General features: G+C 61.9%; 15 protein-coding genes, 1 tRNA gene and 2 pseudogenes. 7 read left to right on the plus strand and 11 right to left on the minus strand.

Annotated features, from left to right (window positions below; genetic code table 11):
- Positions 1–6: 6 nt before the first annotated feature.
- From CGLAU_RS00930 to CGLAU_RS00950, 6 genes and pseudogenes are all read left to right on the plus strand, one after another.
- A tRNA-Thr gene (locus CGLAU_RS00930) sits at positions 7–79 on the plus strand.
- 91 nt (positions 80–170) lie between these two features.
- Positions 171–1,291: pseudogene (locus CGLAU_RS00935) on the plus strand (IS3 family transposase); the annotation flags it as partial.
- A gap of 249 nt (positions 1,292–1,540) precedes the next feature.
- Complete coding sequence (locus CGLAU_RS12435; protein WP_232507139.1) at positions 1,541–2,266, plus strand: DDE-type integrase/transposase/recombinase; 726 nt, start codon at positions 1,541–1,543, stop codon at positions 2,264–2,266.
- Positions 2,267–2,376: 110 nt separating this feature from the next.
- Positions 2,377–3,066: a Mu transposase domain-containing protein gene (locus CGLAU_RS12600; RefSeq protein WP_415877149.1), complete on the plus strand. Its 690-nt coding sequence runs from the start codon at positions 2,377–2,379 to the stop codon at positions 3,064–3,066.
- Between the two features lie 3 nt (positions 3,067–3,069).
- Complete coding sequence (locus CGLAU_RS00945; protein ID WP_095659072.1) at positions 3,070–3,837, plus strand: ATP-binding protein; 768 nt, start codon at positions 3,070–3,072, stop codon at positions 3,835–3,837.
- A gap of 87 nt (positions 3,838–3,924) precedes the next feature.
- A pseudogene (locus tag CGLAU_RS00950) lies at positions 3,925–4,161 on the plus strand (transposase); the annotation flags it as partial.
- Between the two features lie 95 nt (positions 4,162–4,256).
- Here the strand turns inward: CGLAU_RS00950 and CGLAU_RS00955 are convergent.
- Entirely contained in the window at positions 4,257–5,906 is a 1,650-nt protein-coding gene (locus tag CGLAU_RS00955; protein WP_095659074.1) for an AMP-binding protein, read from the minus strand.
- A gap of 141 nt (positions 5,907–6,047) precedes the next feature.
- Between CGLAU_RS00955 and CGLAU_RS00960 the strand changes: the two genes are divergently transcribed.
- Positions 6,048–6,896: a GDSL-type esterase/lipase family protein gene (locus tag CGLAU_RS00960; RefSeq protein ID WP_095659075.1), complete on the plus strand. Its 849-nt coding sequence runs from the start codon at positions 6,048–6,050 to the stop codon at positions 6,894–6,896.
- Positions 6,897–6,906: 10 nt separating this feature from the next.
- Here CGLAU_RS00960 and CGLAU_RS00965 read toward each other — a convergent pair whose 3' ends face one another.
- The 10 genes from CGLAU_RS00965 to CGLAU_RS01010 all read right to left on the minus strand — a co-directional run bounded on the left by CGLAU_RS00965 (position 6,907) and on the right by CGLAU_RS01010 (position 16,667).
- Positions 6,907–7,260: a DUF2304 domain-containing protein gene (locus CGLAU_RS00965; RefSeq protein ID WP_095659076.1), complete on the minus strand. Its 354-nt coding sequence runs from the start codon at positions 7,258–7,260 to the stop codon at positions 6,907–6,909.
- A complete protein-coding gene (locus tag CGLAU_RS00970) occupies positions 7,257–7,958 on the minus strand; it encodes a glycosyltransferase family 2 protein (RefSeq protein WP_095659077.1) in 702 nt (233 codons plus the stop codon). The genes CGLAU_RS00965 and CGLAU_RS00970 overlap by 4 nt, the downstream gene beginning before the upstream one ends.
- An 11-nt stretch (positions 7,959–7,969) precedes the next feature.
- Positions 7,970–8,782: a glycosyltransferase gene (locus tag CGLAU_RS00975; protein WP_095659078.1), complete on the minus strand. Its 813-nt coding sequence runs from the start codon at positions 8,780–8,782 to the stop codon at positions 7,970–7,972.
- A 5-nt stretch (positions 8,783–8,787) separates the two neighbouring features.
- Positions 8,788–9,672 (minus strand): glucose-1-phosphate thymidylyltransferase RfbA, encoded by an 885-nt coding sequence (gene rfbA, locus CGLAU_RS00980; RefSeq protein ID WP_095659079.1) that lies wholly within the window; start codon positions 9,670–9,672, stop codon positions 8,788–8,790.
- 4 nt (positions 9,673–9,676) lie between these two features.
- Positions 9,677–10,039 carry a hypothetical protein gene (locus CGLAU_RS00985; protein ID WP_095659080.1) on the minus strand — a complete coding sequence of 121 codons (363 nt, stop codon included), beginning with the start codon at positions 10,037–10,039 and terminating at the stop codon, positions 9,677–9,679.
- A 78-nt stretch (positions 10,040–10,117) separates the two neighbouring features.
- On the minus strand, positions 10,118–11,452 hold the full coding sequence (locus CGLAU_RS00990) for a sugar nucleotide-binding protein (RefSeq protein WP_095660959.1): 1,335 nt from the start codon (positions 11,450–11,452) through the stop codon (positions 10,118–10,120).
- Positions 11,453–11,462: 10 nt separating this feature from the next.
- Positions 11,463–12,461 carry a dTDP-glucose 4,6-dehydratase gene (rfbB, locus tag CGLAU_RS00995; RefSeq protein WP_095659081.1) on the minus strand — a complete coding sequence of 333 codons (999 nt, stop codon included), beginning with the start codon at positions 12,459–12,461 and terminating at the stop codon, positions 11,463–11,465.
- A gap of 28 nt (positions 12,462–12,489) precedes the next feature.
- Positions 12,490–13,707 (minus strand): hypothetical protein, encoded by a 1,218-nt coding sequence (locus tag CGLAU_RS01000; protein ID WP_095660960.1) that lies wholly within the window; start codon positions 13,705–13,707, stop codon positions 12,490–12,492.
- Positions 13,704–14,957 (minus strand): M1 family metallopeptidase, encoded by a 1,254-nt coding sequence (locus tag CGLAU_RS01005; RefSeq protein WP_095659082.1) that lies wholly within the window; start codon positions 14,955–14,957, stop codon positions 13,704–13,706. Before CGLAU_RS01005 ends, CGLAU_RS01000 begins: the two co-directional genes overlap by 4 nt.
- Before the next feature lie 213 nt (positions 14,958–15,170).
- Positions 15,171–16,667 (minus strand): HNH endonuclease signature motif containing protein, encoded by a 1,497-nt coding sequence (locus CGLAU_RS01010; RefSeq protein WP_095659083.1) that lies wholly within the window; start codon positions 16,665–16,667, stop codon positions 15,171–15,173.
- Positions 16,668–16,745 lie beyond the last annotated feature (78 nt).

A 16,745-nucleotide genomic window follows, 5' to 3' on the forward strand; every position in this document is an offset into this window, starting at 1 on the left:
TGACCGGCCACCTTAGCTCAGTCGGCAGAGCATCTCACTCGTAATGAGAAGGTCGCGAGTTCGATTCTCGCAGGTGGCTCAAGAGAAAAGCCCCGCAACCTGCGAAATGTACTGCTCCCCATTAGTTGGACTGAGAAATCAGTTACCGACTAGTGGGGAGCAGTTCTTCATTGAGAGCACGAAGTTCGCTGAGCGAATATCAGCGCGAACAGTTGGTGGAGTGTTTCGAGCTGGGCATGGGATGTAGAGCTGCTGCGAACATGGTCGGGGGTTCGATAAGTGCCACGCGTAACCTCTATCGGCGGTTTCAGCTGCATGGCAGGCTATGTCTTGTGGAGAAGCCGACAAAGCAGCAGTACTCGTACGAGATCAAAAAGGAAGTTGTCGAGCGCCACCTTGCCGGCGAGACCAAGATGGATCTTGCGCGTGAGTTTGGCCTGTCGTCAGACCAGCTTGTCAAAGATTGGTCCTGGAAATGGCGCAAAGGTGGCGATGAGGCGTTGAAACCGAAGCCGAAGGGCAGACCCAAAGGCTCGGCCGAGCCGAAGCGACTTACAGAAGAGGAGAAGCTGCGCCGCCAGATTGCGCGGTTGGAAGCGGAAAACGCGTATCTAAAAAAATTGCGGGACTTGAGGAAGCAGGGACGCGCCTGAAAGTTCAGGCGATCGTCATCCTCAAGTCGCACCACCGCTTGGAGTACCTGCTAGAGGCAGCTGGTATCCCACGGTCGACGTTCTTCTACCACCAGAAACGACTCAGCGAGCCAGATAAGCACGCTGCGATCAAAGACGCGATCCGGGAAAGCTTCGAGCGTAACAAGCATCGCTACGGCTACCGGCGGGTGCTGCTGGACTTGCGTAACCAGGGCTGGGTGGCCAACCACAAACTCGTCTACAAACTCATGCGTGAGATGGGTCTTCGAGCCAAGGTCCGCCGACGCAGGCCTTATGTTTCCTACGCTGGGACGATCAGCCACATTGCTGACAACAAGCTTGAACGCAAGTTCACCCCAGGCACGCCAAACAGAGTCTTTGTCAGCGACGTCACCGAGTTCAGGGTCGCAGGCCGCAAGATATACCTATCACCGGTGATGGACCTGTTCGACCGCTCAATCGTCGCTCACACCGTAGCCACATCGCCGTCGACAGTCTTTACCGCCGATTCTTTATCCAAGGCGATCGCGGCGTGTGACCCTGAACCCGGGTGGATGATGCATACCGATCAAGGCTTTCAGTACCAGCACCCGAGCTGGCGCAATCTGATCCACGACAACGGCGGCGTTCAGTCCATGTGTTGCGCGGTCGTGTCTAGTAACACCGTGGTGAGTATTGAGTAACGCATTGGTGAGCATCCAGTAACGGTCCGGGGGAGGATTCTGGTGACCGCGTGACTTCAGGGCACGCGGCGTTACCAGAGGAGTCTGATTGTGACTGACTACCGGGCGGTAATGGATCAAGTGCTGAAAGGTTGGTCTGTCCGCTAAATCTGTTCGAGTTTGCGGTGCTCGCACACCACTGTGCAAAAAGCCCGCGGTGCGCTGGTGGAACACAACATCACAACGCGTGAGCAACTTCGTGGGGTTGCTGATCATGAGCTGGCGGACTGGTTCGTCGACGGGCGCAGCCATGCTCAGGGGGATTTCGTCCCGATCGATTTCGACGCTGTCGCCAAGGCGCGCACCGGGCGCAACAAGGTGACTTTGCAGGTGCTGTGGGGCCGCTACACCGCACAGTCTGCGGGCACAGGCCAGCGGTATTACAGCTACGAGCGGTTTCGCCAGCTTGTGGCTCAACACGTTGATGCAGCCGGGCTGACCGCCAGGATCACCCATGCCCCAGGCCATACGATGCAGGTGGACTGGGCAGGCACGAAGATGCCGCTGTTTGACCCCACCGGCGGGCAAGGCTTGCAGGTCAGCATCTTTGTCGCCTCGCTGCCGTATTCGGGCATGGTATTCGCCTGCGCGTGCGCGGATGAGCGCCAGGACGCGTGGCTTGCAGCCCATATCCGCGCGTTCGAGTACTTCGGCGGGGTCGCCGAGGTCATCGTGCCAGATAACGCCTCGACAGCCTCGAACGCGATCAGTGCCGCGATAAAAATCGCCGGGTCAACTCCACCTACGAGGAGTTTTTGGAGCACTACAACACCGCCGCGTTGCCGGCCCGCGCGAAACGACCCAAAGACAAGGCCAGCGTCGAAGCCGCAGTCAAGATCGTCACCCAGAACGTCATCCACGCACTCGATGGCCACCAGTGCGTCGGGATAGACGAGCTCAACGCAAAAATCACCGCCCTGGTCGATGGGATCAACGCTGCCGAACCGTTTCGCGGCAATGCGACGAGCAGGCGCGCATTGTTCGATCAGTTCGAACGCGACGTGCTCACCGCGCTGCCTACAACACCGTGGCAGCGCACCGAATGGAAACGCGCCAAAGTCGCGCCCAATTTCCACATCAGAGTGCACAACGTGCATTACTCGGTACCGCACCAACTGGTGGGCCGCACCGTGGACGTGCGTATCACCGGTGACAGCCTCGCCGTCTTCGACGCCGGGCAGCGTGTGGCCACCCACCAACTCGCACGTGTCCGCGGGGTGTACGTCACCGACACCGACCACATCCCGGCGAACATGGGTGACACCCGGGGGTTGTGGACAAGCGAGTACTTCCTGCGCGAAGCCGCCAAAATCGGGCCGGCCACCCGCCAGGTGATCTTTGAGCTCATCGAAACCAAAGCGATCCCTGCCCAGGCGTACCAAGCGTGCCGCAACGTGCTCAACATGGGCAAACACGCCAACAAGCCAATCCTCGAGGAGGCCTGCCGGCGTTTGGTGTCCACCGACGGCGCCAGGCGTGCTGTGTCGTATACCGCGGTGAAAAACATGATGGCCGCCGTGCGCAAAGACACCTCCACACGACCCACAGGCACTGACCTTTCAACCGATCTGCCAACAAGCAGACCCACCCGTGACGTGCCTACCCCGACAGCGCGTGACACGCGCGGCGCCTACCTCGGTGGTGCCGCCCAGTTCAGCCTCGAAAACCTCACCAAGAAGGGATCTGCATAACCCATGCCCCGCCCACAACCAGCATCAGCATCCGCCCGCTTCCTCGACGAATCAGTCCTGCCGATCTTTACAGATCTGCGGATGACCGCCTTCGGACAAAGTGTTATCGACATCGCCGCCGATCCCGCATTCGACGATTGGAGCTTCTCCGACAAAGTGCTCTACGCACTCGATAAAGAGGTAGCGGCCAAGCGTGAGAGGCGAGTCAACAAACTGCTCAAAGCATCCCGATCGCCAAATCCCGATGCTTGTATCGAAGACGTCACCTACACGCCCGACCGCACCATCAACAAAGAGCAAATCACCCGACTCGCTCACTGTCAATGGTGCCAAAGCGCACAAAACATTGTCATCCTGGGCAAATCCTCCGTCGGCAAAACCTACCTCGCCCAAGCACTGCTCACCGCAGCGTGCCGAAACGACTACTCCGCACGCTTCTTCCGCACCGACACACTCGCCAACCACCTCGCCGTGCTCAAACACGACGACCCAGCCCGCATCACTTTCCTCGAAGACCTCCACCACACAGACGTGTTAGTCCTCGACGACTTCCTCACCACCCCAATCGATGCCGCCACCGCACACCAGCTGCTCAATATCCTCGCAGAGCGCGAACCCCGCGGATCCACCATCGTGACATCCCAGTTCACACCCGACGAATGGTACAAATCCATCCCCGACGCCGTCATCGCCGAATCCATCCTCAACCGACTCGTCGCCGGCGCCGAAATCATCACACTCGAAGGCACCAACATGCGACTGACCCCATAACCCCCCGCCACCAACCCAAACGCCCGGGCGTTACTCGATACTCACCCGGGCGTTACCGGAGACCCGCCACGCCGTTACTAAAAACGTGGTCTAAACACCATGTCGCGTAAGGCCAATTGCTACGACAACGCGGTTATGGAGAACTTCTTTGGGCACTTGAAAACAGAGATGTACCACGGGGAAGTTTTCGGCACTGTCGCGGAGTTCAAACAAGCGATCGATGAGTACATCCAGTGGTACAACACCGAACGCATCCAACAACGACTCAAGGGCCTGACCCCGATGCAATATCGGAATCAGACCCTTGAACCCCTCACCGCCTAGAATTAAACCAGTCCAACTTTCGGGGGCCAGTTCAAAAACAGGGGGGCTTTTGTGGTTAGAAACGCAAGGGCAATCGGCGCAGACTCGCGGCAAGTTTAGATCCCGGGGAGGAACCTCGGTACGACTTTGCCAACAGCGTTGCGCGGCAACTCATCAAGGAAGTGCACGTCACGCGGGATGGAGTGATCTGCAAGGCGGGAGCGCACCCACTCGCGCACCGACTCGGCGCTGAGGCGCTCGCCGTCGTCATCAAGCTTGCGCACGACCCACACCGCGATGCGCTTGAACGTCTCGTCATCGTCCACGCCATGCGCGTACAGGTCGTCGATGCCCGGCATGTCCTCGAGCACCCCCATCACCGATTGCGGGTGGACGTTCTCGCCGCCGACGATGATCATGTCGTCGCTGCGCGACTGCACGTGCAAGAAGCCCTGCTCGTCGAAGTAGCCGAGGTCGCCCATCTCAATCAACCCGTCGATGGTCACCATCGGGGTATTCGGGTTGGTGTAGCCCTTCAGCGCGGTTTCGTTGTGCAGGAAGATACGGCCGGTGGTGCCGGTGGGGACTTCGTTGCCCTCGTCGTCGTAAAGCTTCAGCACCGTGCCGGGCGGCACCTTGCCCACCATCGTCGGGTCGGCCTGCATCTGTTCCGGCGAGGCCGCCGCGGCGAGCGCGAGCTCGGTGGAGCCGTAGATGTTGGCCAGAATCGGGCCGAAACGCTCGGTGGTGCGGCGCAGCAAGCCCGGGCTCACGGCGTTACCTGCGGTGGCCAAGAAGCGCAGCGTCGAGGTATCGAAGCGATCGTTGGCATGCAGGTCGAGCATCTGCTTGAAAAAGATCGGCGAGGAAACCAGCCCGTCGCAACGGTAGTCCTGGATCTGCTTGTAGCAGGCCTCGGCGTCGAAAACGCGCCTTGTCACGATCGTCGAGCGCGTCGCCAGCGCCACCTGCAGCGCCGACCAACCCCACGTGTGGAAGATCGAAGCCGACAGCTGCACGGTGTCGCCCGAGCGCCACGGGATCGCCTCAAGGTAGCCGGCAAGCACCAGCGGCAAGCGCGGCTCGGGCCGCACGATGCCCTTCGGAATCCCGGTCGTACCCGAGCTCATCAGCACAAGGTTGCCGTGCTGCGGGTAGCGGGGCAATTGCTTATCGACGTCCGGCTGCTTGACGATGTCCGCAATCGAAAGCCCCTCGCGCTCACCCTCGGTGAATGCGCGCACGATGGTGATGTCGTCAGTGGCCTCGAGGTCTGCGGGCAGTCGATCCGCGAACTCGTCGTCGATGAACAAGACGTTGATCTTGTTCTCGTCGAAAATGCCGCGCAGCTGCTCTGGCGAGGAGCCGATGTTGAGTAGGAAGATGTGGCCGCCGGCGTAGCCCTTCGCACCGAGCGGCAGGATGATGCCGCGGCCGTTGCGGGCCATGACGCCGATCCGCAGCTCGTCGAGCCCGCGATCTGCTTGCTGGGCGACCAGCCACTTACCCAGGGACCGTGACTGTGCGCGCAGTTGGCGGTAGGAAAGCACGCCATCGTCGTCAATCAGCGCGGTGCGTTCCGGCGAGGCGGCGGCACCCTGTTCGATCTCGCGGGCGGTGGTGAACCGGTAGCGTGCCAGATTTGGGGCCAGGGCAAGCGCAGCCTTGGGGCCGCCTTCGGTGCTGATGATGCCGGCGCGGGTGATTGCGGGCACGAACCGGGCGAAAGACCTCAGGAGAAAGAGAGGATGTTCAGTAGGACGCATTGCTTCAATGTAACCTATGTGCCGATTGTGAAAGGCGTTGACGAAAGTTGCCTATCGGGTAACATTTCCGTAACACCTTTAGTGCGTTCAAAGTATCCCATAGCTACGTCCGCCACGAGTACCGGAAAAGGAAGTTGCACAATGACCCAATCGTTCACAGCGTCTCGCGCGTTTCGTCGCAAAGCTGCTGCCGTCTTCGCCGCCGCACTGACCGTCGTTGGTCTCGCGGCACCGGCCGCCGAAGCCCAGCAGCACAACCTGGTCATCTTCGGTGACTCGGTAATCTCCGACCCGAATGCACCACAGTGGGCAGCGGGCAAACTCGGCCTGGACTCCCGCGGCTCCTCCGAGGTGACCAAGTGGTGCCCGACCTCACCCACCAACTGGGGCAAGCAAGCCGCAGGCAAACTCGGCCTGCCGGCGTGGGATTACTCTTGCACCGGCACCGTGTCCATTCAGAAGGGTCCGCAGTTCTCTTCCCAAGTAACCCGCGCGGTCAACGACGGCGGGCTCAACCCCAACACCCAGCGTGTGATTATCTCCACCGGGTTCAATGACACGTACCACAACGATGGCCGCGATCGCGCCGCCTTCCGCCGCGACTGGGTCGCCGCGATGGCGCCACAAATCCAGCGCATCCGGGCTGCCGCACCGAATGCCCGCATCCAGATCGTCGGGTACCCGAAGATCACCTCGGGCGACAACGTGTGCCTGTTCCACGTTGCGCCTAACGCCTCTGATTTCACGCCGTTCCCGGCAGTGCGCGAGTGGGAGGACTCGATCCAGTGGGCGCAGGTGGACCTCGCGCAGGCAACCGGTGCCGAGTTCCTCGACCTGAAGCCTTCCACCTGGAACAACAACATGTGCGCGCCGGATCACATGCGCATGTGGGCGGGTCTCGTGGACTTCTACGGCGGCCCGGGCAACCTGCCGATCCACGTCAACCAGCGCGGCCACGCCCACGTGGCCAACGTCATCGCTGGCTCCTAAAGCGAGGGGGCTAAGGCTCCTCGCGCGGCGCTGCATCCGGCGCGACTTCGGCGTTTTGCAGCGCCACCGCGCGAGCAAGACGGGCGTAGCGCAGCTCGAGCTCCCGAAACCGGGTCCAGGTCGAGATCGTGGTGAAGAAGAACGCCACGATCAGCACGTAGAGCATGAGGTCGGTGCCGCGGTCCACCCCGAGCCAGTTCGCCACGATCGTGACGTCGTCTGGCCGCAGGATCGCCCAGAACGCTGCGAGCATGAGGCCCACGAACCCGATCTTCACCCACGCCTTGGCGTTCGCCTTCTTGCGGTTGATAAAGAAGTAAATCGCTACCGCGACAATGGCGGTGATGAGGACGAGCTGAATCACTTGAGCCTCCTTGCCACGAGGCCGTCGGCCAAGATGTTCACGCCATTGATCAGGGATTGCCCCTTGCTCATTGAGTACTCGGTGTAGAGGATGTCCACCGGCTGCTCGGTCACACGCCAACCCTTCTGATCGATCATGTTCACGATCTCCGAGGCGTGGCTCATCCCGCTCATCCGGATGTCCATCTCGTCGGCGACCTTCTTGTTGAACACGCGCAGCCCGTTGTGGGCATCCGACAGCCCCAGCCGACGCGTGCGCGGAGAGAGGAACACCACCGTCCGCAACACCACCCGCTTGATCCAGGGCACCTGCGAGTTGTCCTGGCCGGCAAAGCGCGTGCCAACGATGATGTCGTAGGGCTCGGTGCGCAAGCGGTCGATCATCGCCTTCACGTCTTTGACCTGATGCTGGCCGTCCGCATCGAAGGTTACGAAATACTGTGCGCCGGGCTGCGTGCGGGCGTACTCCACGCCGGTCTGGATCGCCGCACCTTGGCCCAAGTTCACCGGGTGGTTGACCAAATGCGCGCCGGAGGCGCGAATCGCCTCAGCCGAGTCGTCCTTCGAACCGTCGTTCACGGCCACGATGTTGGGAAACGTCTTGCGGGCTTCCGTGATCACGTCGAAGATCACCTGGCCCTCGTTGTAACAAGGGATTACAAGCCAGGTGTCACTAAATTCCCGCCGCGACGTGTTCATCGCGCACAACGTTACCCCTCGCGGTGAAATAGGTGCGAGTACACACGCTTTGTCACGCCAATTGGCAGCGCGCGGTACGCATTTCGCGCCGCAAGGTTGAACGCCGCCCGCGGTTTCGACACAAGCCCGTAGCGCACCAGGTTTTGCTGCATGGTCCGCTCGGCGGCTCTCGTCTCACCGCTCGAGCGCCGACGCATCTGATCCTCGCTGACCCGCAGATACGTCAGCGGCTCCTCCAAATTCGCCAACTCATGGCCATCGGCAATGAGGCGCGCCCACAGGTCGTAGTCCTCCATGAACGGCACGTGCTGGTACCCGCCAACCGACTTCACCGCCTCCGTGCGAAACATCACTGAGGGGTGATTAAGCGGCGAATTTATTTTCACGTACTCGTTCGGGTTTGTAGACAGCCGACGGATCGCGCCGCCGTCGCCAAGCGAATGCTCGAACTCCTCGACTGCCGTGCCGAGAGCTGCGACTTTGGGATGAGCCTTGAGGTATGCAAGCTGGGCAGCAAACCGCTCGGGCTTGGCCGCATCGTCGGAATCCAGGCGCGCAACATAGTCGGCCTCAATCGTCTCCAGGCCCGCGTTCAAAGCTTTGCCCAAGCCAACGTTCGCCTCAAGGCGCACGGTTCGAGCAGCTTTTTGCTTATCGACGAACCCCTGCACTAGCGTTTCCACGGCCTCCGAGACCGGACCGTCGAAGACGATGACAATGTCGTCTGCGGGGCGGGTCTGCGCGGTAACGGACTCTAAAGCCAGGGAAAGCTCGCCCGCGTCGGTGCTGCGGTAGAGGCTCATGAGGACGGCGAGGGAGGGCATGGGTGTCAGAATTCCTGTCCGCGGTGGTAGTCATGAACAACGTCCAGCAAATAGGCGCCGTAGCCGGACTTCATCATCGGTTCGGCGAGGCGCTCGAGCTGCTCGGCGTCGATGAAACCCTGGCGGAACGCCGCGACCTCGGGGGAGCCGATGACGTTTCCGGTACGTTTCTGGATCACCTCGACATAGGCGCTGGCCTCGCTCATTGAGTCGATGGTGCCGGTATCCAGCCACACGTCGCCGCGGTGCAGGCGGTGCACCTTCAGCCGGCCTTGGGTGAGATACGCCGCGTTGACCTCGGTGATTTCCAGCTCACCGCGCGCGCTCGGGCGGATGTGCTTGGCAATTTCCACCACGTCGTTGTCGTAGAAGTACAAGCCCACCACCGCGAAGTCGGACTTCGGGTTCTCCGGTTTCTCTTCGATGGAAAGCACGGTGCCCGAGGAATCGAAATCCACCACGCCGTAGCGCTTCGGATCGGAGACCTCGTAGGCGAAGATCGTGCCGCCGTCGACGTGGTGAATGTCGCCCAGGATGGCCGTGAGCTCAGAGCCTTCGAAGATGTTGTCGCCCAGCACCAGCGCGACGGTGTCATCGCCGATGAAGTCCTCGCCGATGATGAAGGCTTCCGCCAGTCCATTGGGGGAGGGCTGCTCGGCGTAATCGATCATGAGGCCGAGCTGGGAGCCGTCTCCAAGCAAACGCTCAAACGCATGCCGGTCTTCCGGGGTCGTGATCACCAGGATCTCCCGGATCCCCGCGCTGATCAGGGTCGTCAGCGGGTAGAAGACCATCGGTTTGTCGTAGATCGGCATCAATTGTTTCGAGATGCCTTTGGTGATTGGGTATAGGCGAGTGCCCGATCCGCCCGCGAGGATGATGCCCTTCATGCGCTTAGAAGGGCAGGATCCGGGAGCGGAGCTCGTTGAGGGTGGCTTGCGTCTCCGGAGAGTTGAGCTCCATGAAAAGCGTCATCGCGCCGGAAATGACGCCAATCACGAACAACAGGACCGACGGGGTGGACACGTTGGAGAAGTCGCGCGAAGAGAACGCCTGCATGACGTCGGTCGGGCCCTCGGTAGGTGTCGTCGAAGCGGTCACCGTCGGGGTGATGGTCTTGGTCACCACCACCGTTGGGCGATCCGGGTCGGTCCTTTGCGACGAGGCTTCCGCCCCGACGTTGCTGGTGATCACGGTGGCGACCATCGCGCTTGCGACGAGCGCCGACGCAATGCGTCTGCGGGTGGTGCGGAACACGGCAACTCCTTTTCGCCTGGAAATGACTTCCCCCTAATTTTCCACAGTTTGGCCTGGAAGGAAACCCTAAAAGTACACCTATTTCGCCGAACGCGCGTCCAAGTACAGTGCGAGCGCTGCGCGCCAGTTCGTCGGCTCGAAACCGGCCGCCTTGATCTTGGTCAGATCCAGGGTGCAATTGGCCGGGCGATCCGCCTGCGGGCCAGCGATCTCGATGTACTCCTCGCGGGTGACCGAGCGAACGTTCGCCGGGTCGCTTCCCATCCCGGTGAACACTGCCATGGCGATCTCGTCGCGGCTTGCGGTGTCACCGTCGGAGGTCAGGTTGTACACGCCGTACTCCGCCTTGGTGTCCAGCAGGTGGACGATGCCGCGGGCGAGGTCTTCTGCCCAGGTCGGGCGGCCGTGCTGGTCGTTGACCACGTCAGGCGATTCGCCGCGCTCGGCGTGTCCGGCCATGGTGTCCATGAAGTTCGTGCCTTCGCCGAACAGCCACGCGGTGCGCACCACGTAGTGCTTGCGCGGCACGCGAGCAGCGGTGTCGCCGGCCGCCTTCGACGCTCCGTAGGAGTTGATCGGGCTGGCCACCTCAGCTTCGGTGTGCAGCTCCTTGGTGCCGTCGAAAATGTAGTCGGAGGAGATATGCACCAGCGTGAGATCGTTGAGCTTGCAAATGCGCGACAGGGTAGCCACACCGTCCGCGTTCACCGACCATGCAGTCGTGCGATCGTGGTTCGCGCTGTCGACATCGTTGTACGCCGCGCAGTTCACAATCGCCCAGTACTGGGTGTAGTCCAGCTCCGGCGGGTTGGTGATGTCGAACTCCTCGTGGGTGACAAAGTCCGCCTGCTTGTCATCCCAGTGCTTGCGAAGTGCGCGACCGAGCTGCCCGTTTGCGCCGGTCACCAAAATGCGGCGCGCTGGCACCAGCGGAGCCTCGGCGAACGGCGGGTGGTTCTTGTCGGCCTCAGAGAGCTGCGTCGGCTCCTGCGGCCAGTCAATCTCCTTGTAAGAGCAGAACGCGTAATCGCCGTCCGGGTTGTAGCGGGCGTTGCCCAGGTACACGTAGGCGGTCTCGTCCTCCAGCGTCTGGAAACCGTTGGCCACGCCGCGCGGAACCAACACCGCAGTGTCCGGTCCAATCTCGGCGCTGAACTTCTGCCCCAAAGTTGGCGAGCCTTCGCGCATGTCCACCCACGCGCCAAAGATGCGGCCCTTGGCTACCGAAATCCACTTGTCCCACGGCTCTGCGTGCATGCCGCGAGTGGTGCCGGCGACGTGGTTGAAACTGACGTTGTTCTGCACCGGCTTCAGGCCCTGGCCCATCACCCAGTTTTCCTTGAACCAGCCACGGTTGTCTTCGTGAACGGTCAGGTCGTAAAGAACAAGGCCTTCAATTGGAGTTTCATGCATGCGGTCGAGCTTACTGGCCTTGGAGTTCATATTGCTTTTCGACGGCCTCTTTAGCGCCTCTCCACCACGATTCGTTGTCTCGGTACCACGCGATCGTCTGCGCGAGCCCTTCACGCAGGCCGTCGACACCGGTGCCGGTGTATTTCGGCGACCAGCCCAGCTCGGTGCGCAGTTTCGTGGCGTCCATGGCGTAGCGCTGATCGTGGCCGGGGCGGTCCGCGACGTGGACGAACTTGCCGTCCATCAGCTCGCAGATCAGCTCGATGACGCGCTTGTTGGTGATGTGGTCGTTGTCCGCGCCGATGTTGTACGTCTCACCGATATGGCCGCGCTCGAGGATCGCGAACACGGCGTCGTTGTGGTCATCGACGTGGATCCAGTCGCGGACCTGCTCGCCGGTGCCGTAGAGCTTCGCCGGCCGGCCGTCGAGAAGGTTCGTGATCTGGCGGGGGATGAACTTCTCGATGTGCTGGTACGGGCCGTAGTTATTCGAGCAGTTCGAGATGGTCGCTTCGATCCCGAACGAACGGATCCACGCGCGCACCAGGTGGTCCGACCCAGCCTTTGTCGCCGAGTACGGCGAGGACGGGTTGTATGGGGTGGTCTCAGTGAAGCGCTCCGGGGAATCCACAGCGAGGTCGCCGAATACCTCGTCGGTGGAGATGTGGTGCAGTCGCGCGTTGTGCTTGCGCACCGCCTCAAGCAGGGTGAACGTGCCGATCAGGTTGGAGTGCACGAAGCTCGACGGGTCGCGCAGTGAATTGTCGTTGTGCGACTCGGCCGCGAAGTGGACGACGGTGTCCGCGTTGGCCACGAGGCCGTCGATAAGCGAAGGCTCTGCGATGTCCCCCTGGACGAATTCGACATCAAGCCCGCCCAGGTTCGCCGTATTACCGGCGTAGGTGAGTTTGTCGACGACGACGATGTGGTCGTCGGTGCGCTCGCAGGCCATGCGCACGAAATTTGATCCGATGAACCCGGCACCGCCGGTGACCAGCATTGTTCCCATGGCAGGTTACTGTACCTTTACGCGACCTTTACGCGACCTCTACGCGCGCTCGGGCAAGACCCGCGACGTGGACCACCGCGCCGGCAAGCGGGCCGACGTAAAGCGCGACGACGACCGCAGTGGCAACTGCCCACGGGCTGGTGAAGAGCACCGCGAAAGCGACGATCGAAGCCACAACCCAGCCTGCTACGTACCACACGTGCTGCTCCAACGCGAGCACCGCGACACCCGTGATCATGAGCATGCCCATAAACGCAGAAGCCAAGGTGAGCAGGGCGAGCGTGCGTCCGTCTACGAAGAGCTCCGGTTTGAATCCGAGTTTGAGGATCCACGGCCCGATTGCCCAAGCGGCGACGAAGCCCACCGCCCCGAGTGCGAGCACCGCGCCGACCGGGGCAAGGAGCGCCTGGTAGATGCGGTCACGGTGCTCAACAAAACGGACCACGAGAGCGGATTGGAAGCGCTGCAGCGGCACGAGCACTGGGGCGCGGGTAAGAATCACCGCGTTATTCATCGCGCCGACCACGATGGAGATGTCCGCGTTGTTGTCCGGGAACGCCGCGGAGACGGCGGTGGGAAAGCCGGTGATCAGCGCAGCGGATGCACCGGAGGCGAGCATTGCGGAGACAACGCGGCGGACAAATGCGCGGCGGTCGACATCGAGCGCGACCCGGATGTGGGTGCGGGCGGTGTCAGACGCGCCGAGGATGACCATCCAGCTTGCCGCACCGGCCACGGTGATGAGCAGGAACGCGGTCAGCCCCCAGCCAAAGGCCCATGCCAACAGTGCGAGCACGAGGCGCACGCCGGAATCCAGCGCGACGAGGCTCGCGTACTGATTCCACAGTTGTGCCCCGGACAGGATGCCGGAAAGCACTGCTTGGAAGGTGTAGCTGACCAGGCCGAAGATGAGCAGGGACGTTGCCATGCCGGGCGACATTGGCACCAGCGAATGCATGGCCACAATGGCCACCGGGGTCCCGACTGCGACAACAATCGCGGCAGCGACCGACGCAAAGCGCCACGGACTCGCTGTGCCTTTCACGCCAGTCTCCCTGGCGGAGGCCACGGCGCGGGTGGTCTCCTGGGTGATGCCGTCGATCAAGCCGGCGCTAGCAAAGAACAACCCCCAGTACGCACTGAAGTAACGGAACTCCGTTTCGATGTCGAGGGCCCAACCCGCGATGACGACAAGGACGAAACCGGCGAGCGCCGAAAACAGGGTGGCTAGGGAAAGGTTTCTCACGGGCACTCCGGTAACGCTGGGTGGTTGAGCCACATGTCCATCACACGGTCGACGTCCGCGTTCGGGGCGTGCGTCTTCAGCGCGTTGACAAGGTCGAAAGGCTCCACGACGCCGTGGGTCGAGCAGGCGGTGTATGTCTTCAGCGCCGCGAAGAACGCGACATCGCCGACCTCGCGACGTAGCGCGTGCACCAGCAGTGCACCGCGTTTATACACGCGATCGTCGAACATGTCCTTCGGCCCTGGGTCCGCAAGTATCCAATGGTGGGGCGTTTGCTCGAGGTAATGGGCACGCACCGAGTCGTCGATAAGCGAAATGCCCCTGAAGTCTGCCCAGAGCCACTCCGCGTAGCACGCGAACCCTTCGTTGAGCCAGATGTCGCTCCACTGCGCGAGGCCGAGCGAGTTGCCGAACCACTGGTGAGCGAGCTCGTGCGCAATGAGGCGCTCGTTGCCGCGCGTATGGTTGCGGCCGAAAATGGAAAGGCCTGCGGCTTCGAGGGGGATCTCGAGGAGCTCATCGTGGACCACCGCCGTGTAGCGCTCGTAGGGGTAGGGGCCGAACGCGGCGGTGAAGAAGTCGACCATCTGCTGCTGGAGGGCGAAATCACCCATTGCGACACCGCGTGGGAGCCACACGCCGGTGGTGGGGCCGAGGTCGTGGTACGTGAACTCGCCGACGTTGATGGTTGCCAGGTACGTCGCGATCGGGCGCTGCGTTTCGGTGGTGATCACCTGGTACGGCTGATCGGGGCGAACGCGGATGCTGTAGGTGGCCTTCTCATCCGGGGTGTCGTCGCAGGGGAACCAGGTCGGCGCGCCGTTGGGCTGGTTGGCGGTGAGCGCGCCGTTTGTCAGCTCCTCCCAGCCGAGCATGCCCCACGAGGTGCGGCGCGGGCGCGGGGTGCCGGAGTAGCGGATCGAGAGGCGGAACTCGGTGTCCACGGGCACCGGTTCAGCAAACGTGATCCGCAGCTTGTTCTGGGATTGGCGGAAACGCTTCACGCCGCCCACGGTCGCGTCGACGCGGCGCACCCGCAGCGCGTCCATTAGGTCGAGCGTCATGTGGTCGAGCTCGCGCCACGGCGTCAGCGTGAGCGTGGCGGTGGCGTCGAGCCGGTTCGGGCCGACCTTGTAATCCATATCCAAGTCGTAGTGCGTGACGTGGAAGCCCAGGTTGAAGTCGACACCGGTGTAGGTGTCGCGGTGGCCCGGGATGGGAGTGGAGCGGAGGCGGAGGTTCTTCTTCATGCTGTCGAGTAAGGGTAGCGCCGCCGAAAAACGAGTTGTCTTCAAGACGGCTGTTGGTCGTCCCCCAGAATTCACCGCCGAGCTGATAATTGAAAATTGAGTTCCGCGAAACGATCGCCCCGTTGCCGTTGACCACCGAAATGTCGCAGGTGAAGCCGGCGATGGCGTTCTCTGGCAGCCCGGGGTCGCTGGGATGCGGTTGCGCAACATTCGTCATAACGCAACGAATTCTACTGTTGGGTTCTCTTCGCACGGCTTCTGCAGATCCCCGAGGCGCTCGACCGGCCGCTTCGCCAACGCACCATCAAGCCCGTCGGGGAAGAGCTCCTCCGGCAGCTTGTCCATCGGGAACTCGAACGTCATCTTGAACGCCGCCTCCAACTCCGCAATCTCCTGCGCGCAGCGTGCGGCGTTGCGGTGGACCAGGTAGTCATCGAGGATCCGGTGGCCAGTGGCAAAAAACTGGGCATTTTTCGCTTTACGACGCTTGCGTGCACCCATCGTTTCCGCCCACCTCGGCGCAACCGGGGTGATCTGTTGTGTGAATAAGCTGCTCGGTTCAGTGACCTGGTAGGTGCCGTCAGCGAACAGCCAGATGATGTCGCCGGAGACGGGGTCGGGGATGTAGAACGCGCGGCGGTCCGTCTTCTCGTTGTGGTGGTGCTGGCAGAGGCTGAAAAGGTTATCCGGCGTTGTCGCGCCGCCATCTTCGAAGGGGATGCGGTGATCTAGCTGACACCGCTGTGCAGGAACGTTGCAACCAGGAAAGATGCAGACTCCATCGCGAGCGACCGCGAAGGCACGCATCGCCTCCGTGGGCGCGTAGCCGCCACCGACGCGCTCGCGCACTTCATTCAAGTCGACGATCTGAGTGGGGGTGTGCTCCATCCACTCCTCGATGGTCGCGACCGCGTCCCCACCAAGCCAGCCTTCGCCCTGGAGATAGATTGGCGCGCCGGGGTCGCGCTGTCCGTCGTGGTTGAGCGGCGTGTAGCCGTACAGCACCACCTTCGATGCTGGGACGGTTCCGGTCAACACCTCCTCTACGGCTTCTGCTAGTGAGATCCCCGCCTCTTTTGCCATGAGAGCGATCCGCAGTTTGAACGAGGTCATCACAGCCTGGTCGGTGTCGATCTGCACCCCCGCGCGTTCTTGGCCGTCCTCCGTCACCTCGTAGAACTCGAGCGAGGTGGTCTCCTCCGGTCGCTGCGCTTTCTTGTCTTCCCGCTCTTTGCGCCTCTTCGTGTTGCAGTCGGTAGCCGGATTCATCTGCCCCAGGAGTGCGTTCACCCGTTGGGACACCGTTGCTGGGCCAGGCAACTGCTGCCGAGCTCGCTTCGGGGTGAAGATGCCCACAAGCAGCTCGTCGACTGCCGCCAGTATCGCTGGGTCTGGATCCGGGCCGAGACGGTTCAGCGCGTCATCGGCAGCGCTCAGGCGGGGCAGATCGAGGAGGCGACGCTCGTCCTGCAACGCCCGCAGCCTCGGCAGCGAGTAGAGCCGGTTGTAGGCGAAGATCGCGTGCTCAACAACCCGCTTCGTCTTGCCTGTGGCGGCCATGTAGGTTCGCACGGTCTCGTCGAAATCGAAGGACACCAAATCCTCCCGCGCAAACCGCGAAAAGATCGCGTATTCACCCGCGATGATCGTGCGCGCGCCAGCGGCGAGCGGATCATCGGTGTCCTCGGTGAGGAAAAATTGTGTGTGCATGTGCCCTCCCGGCCTGTTCGAAAGTGTTCGACTAGCGCTTTGGCCAGCACTCTATAACACGCACCCGACAAGTCTGTG

The organism is Corynebacterium glaucum (assembly GCF_002287505.1).
GTDB lineage: Bacteria > Actinomycetota > Actinomycetes > Mycobacteriales > Mycobacteriaceae > Corynebacterium > Corynebacterium glaucum.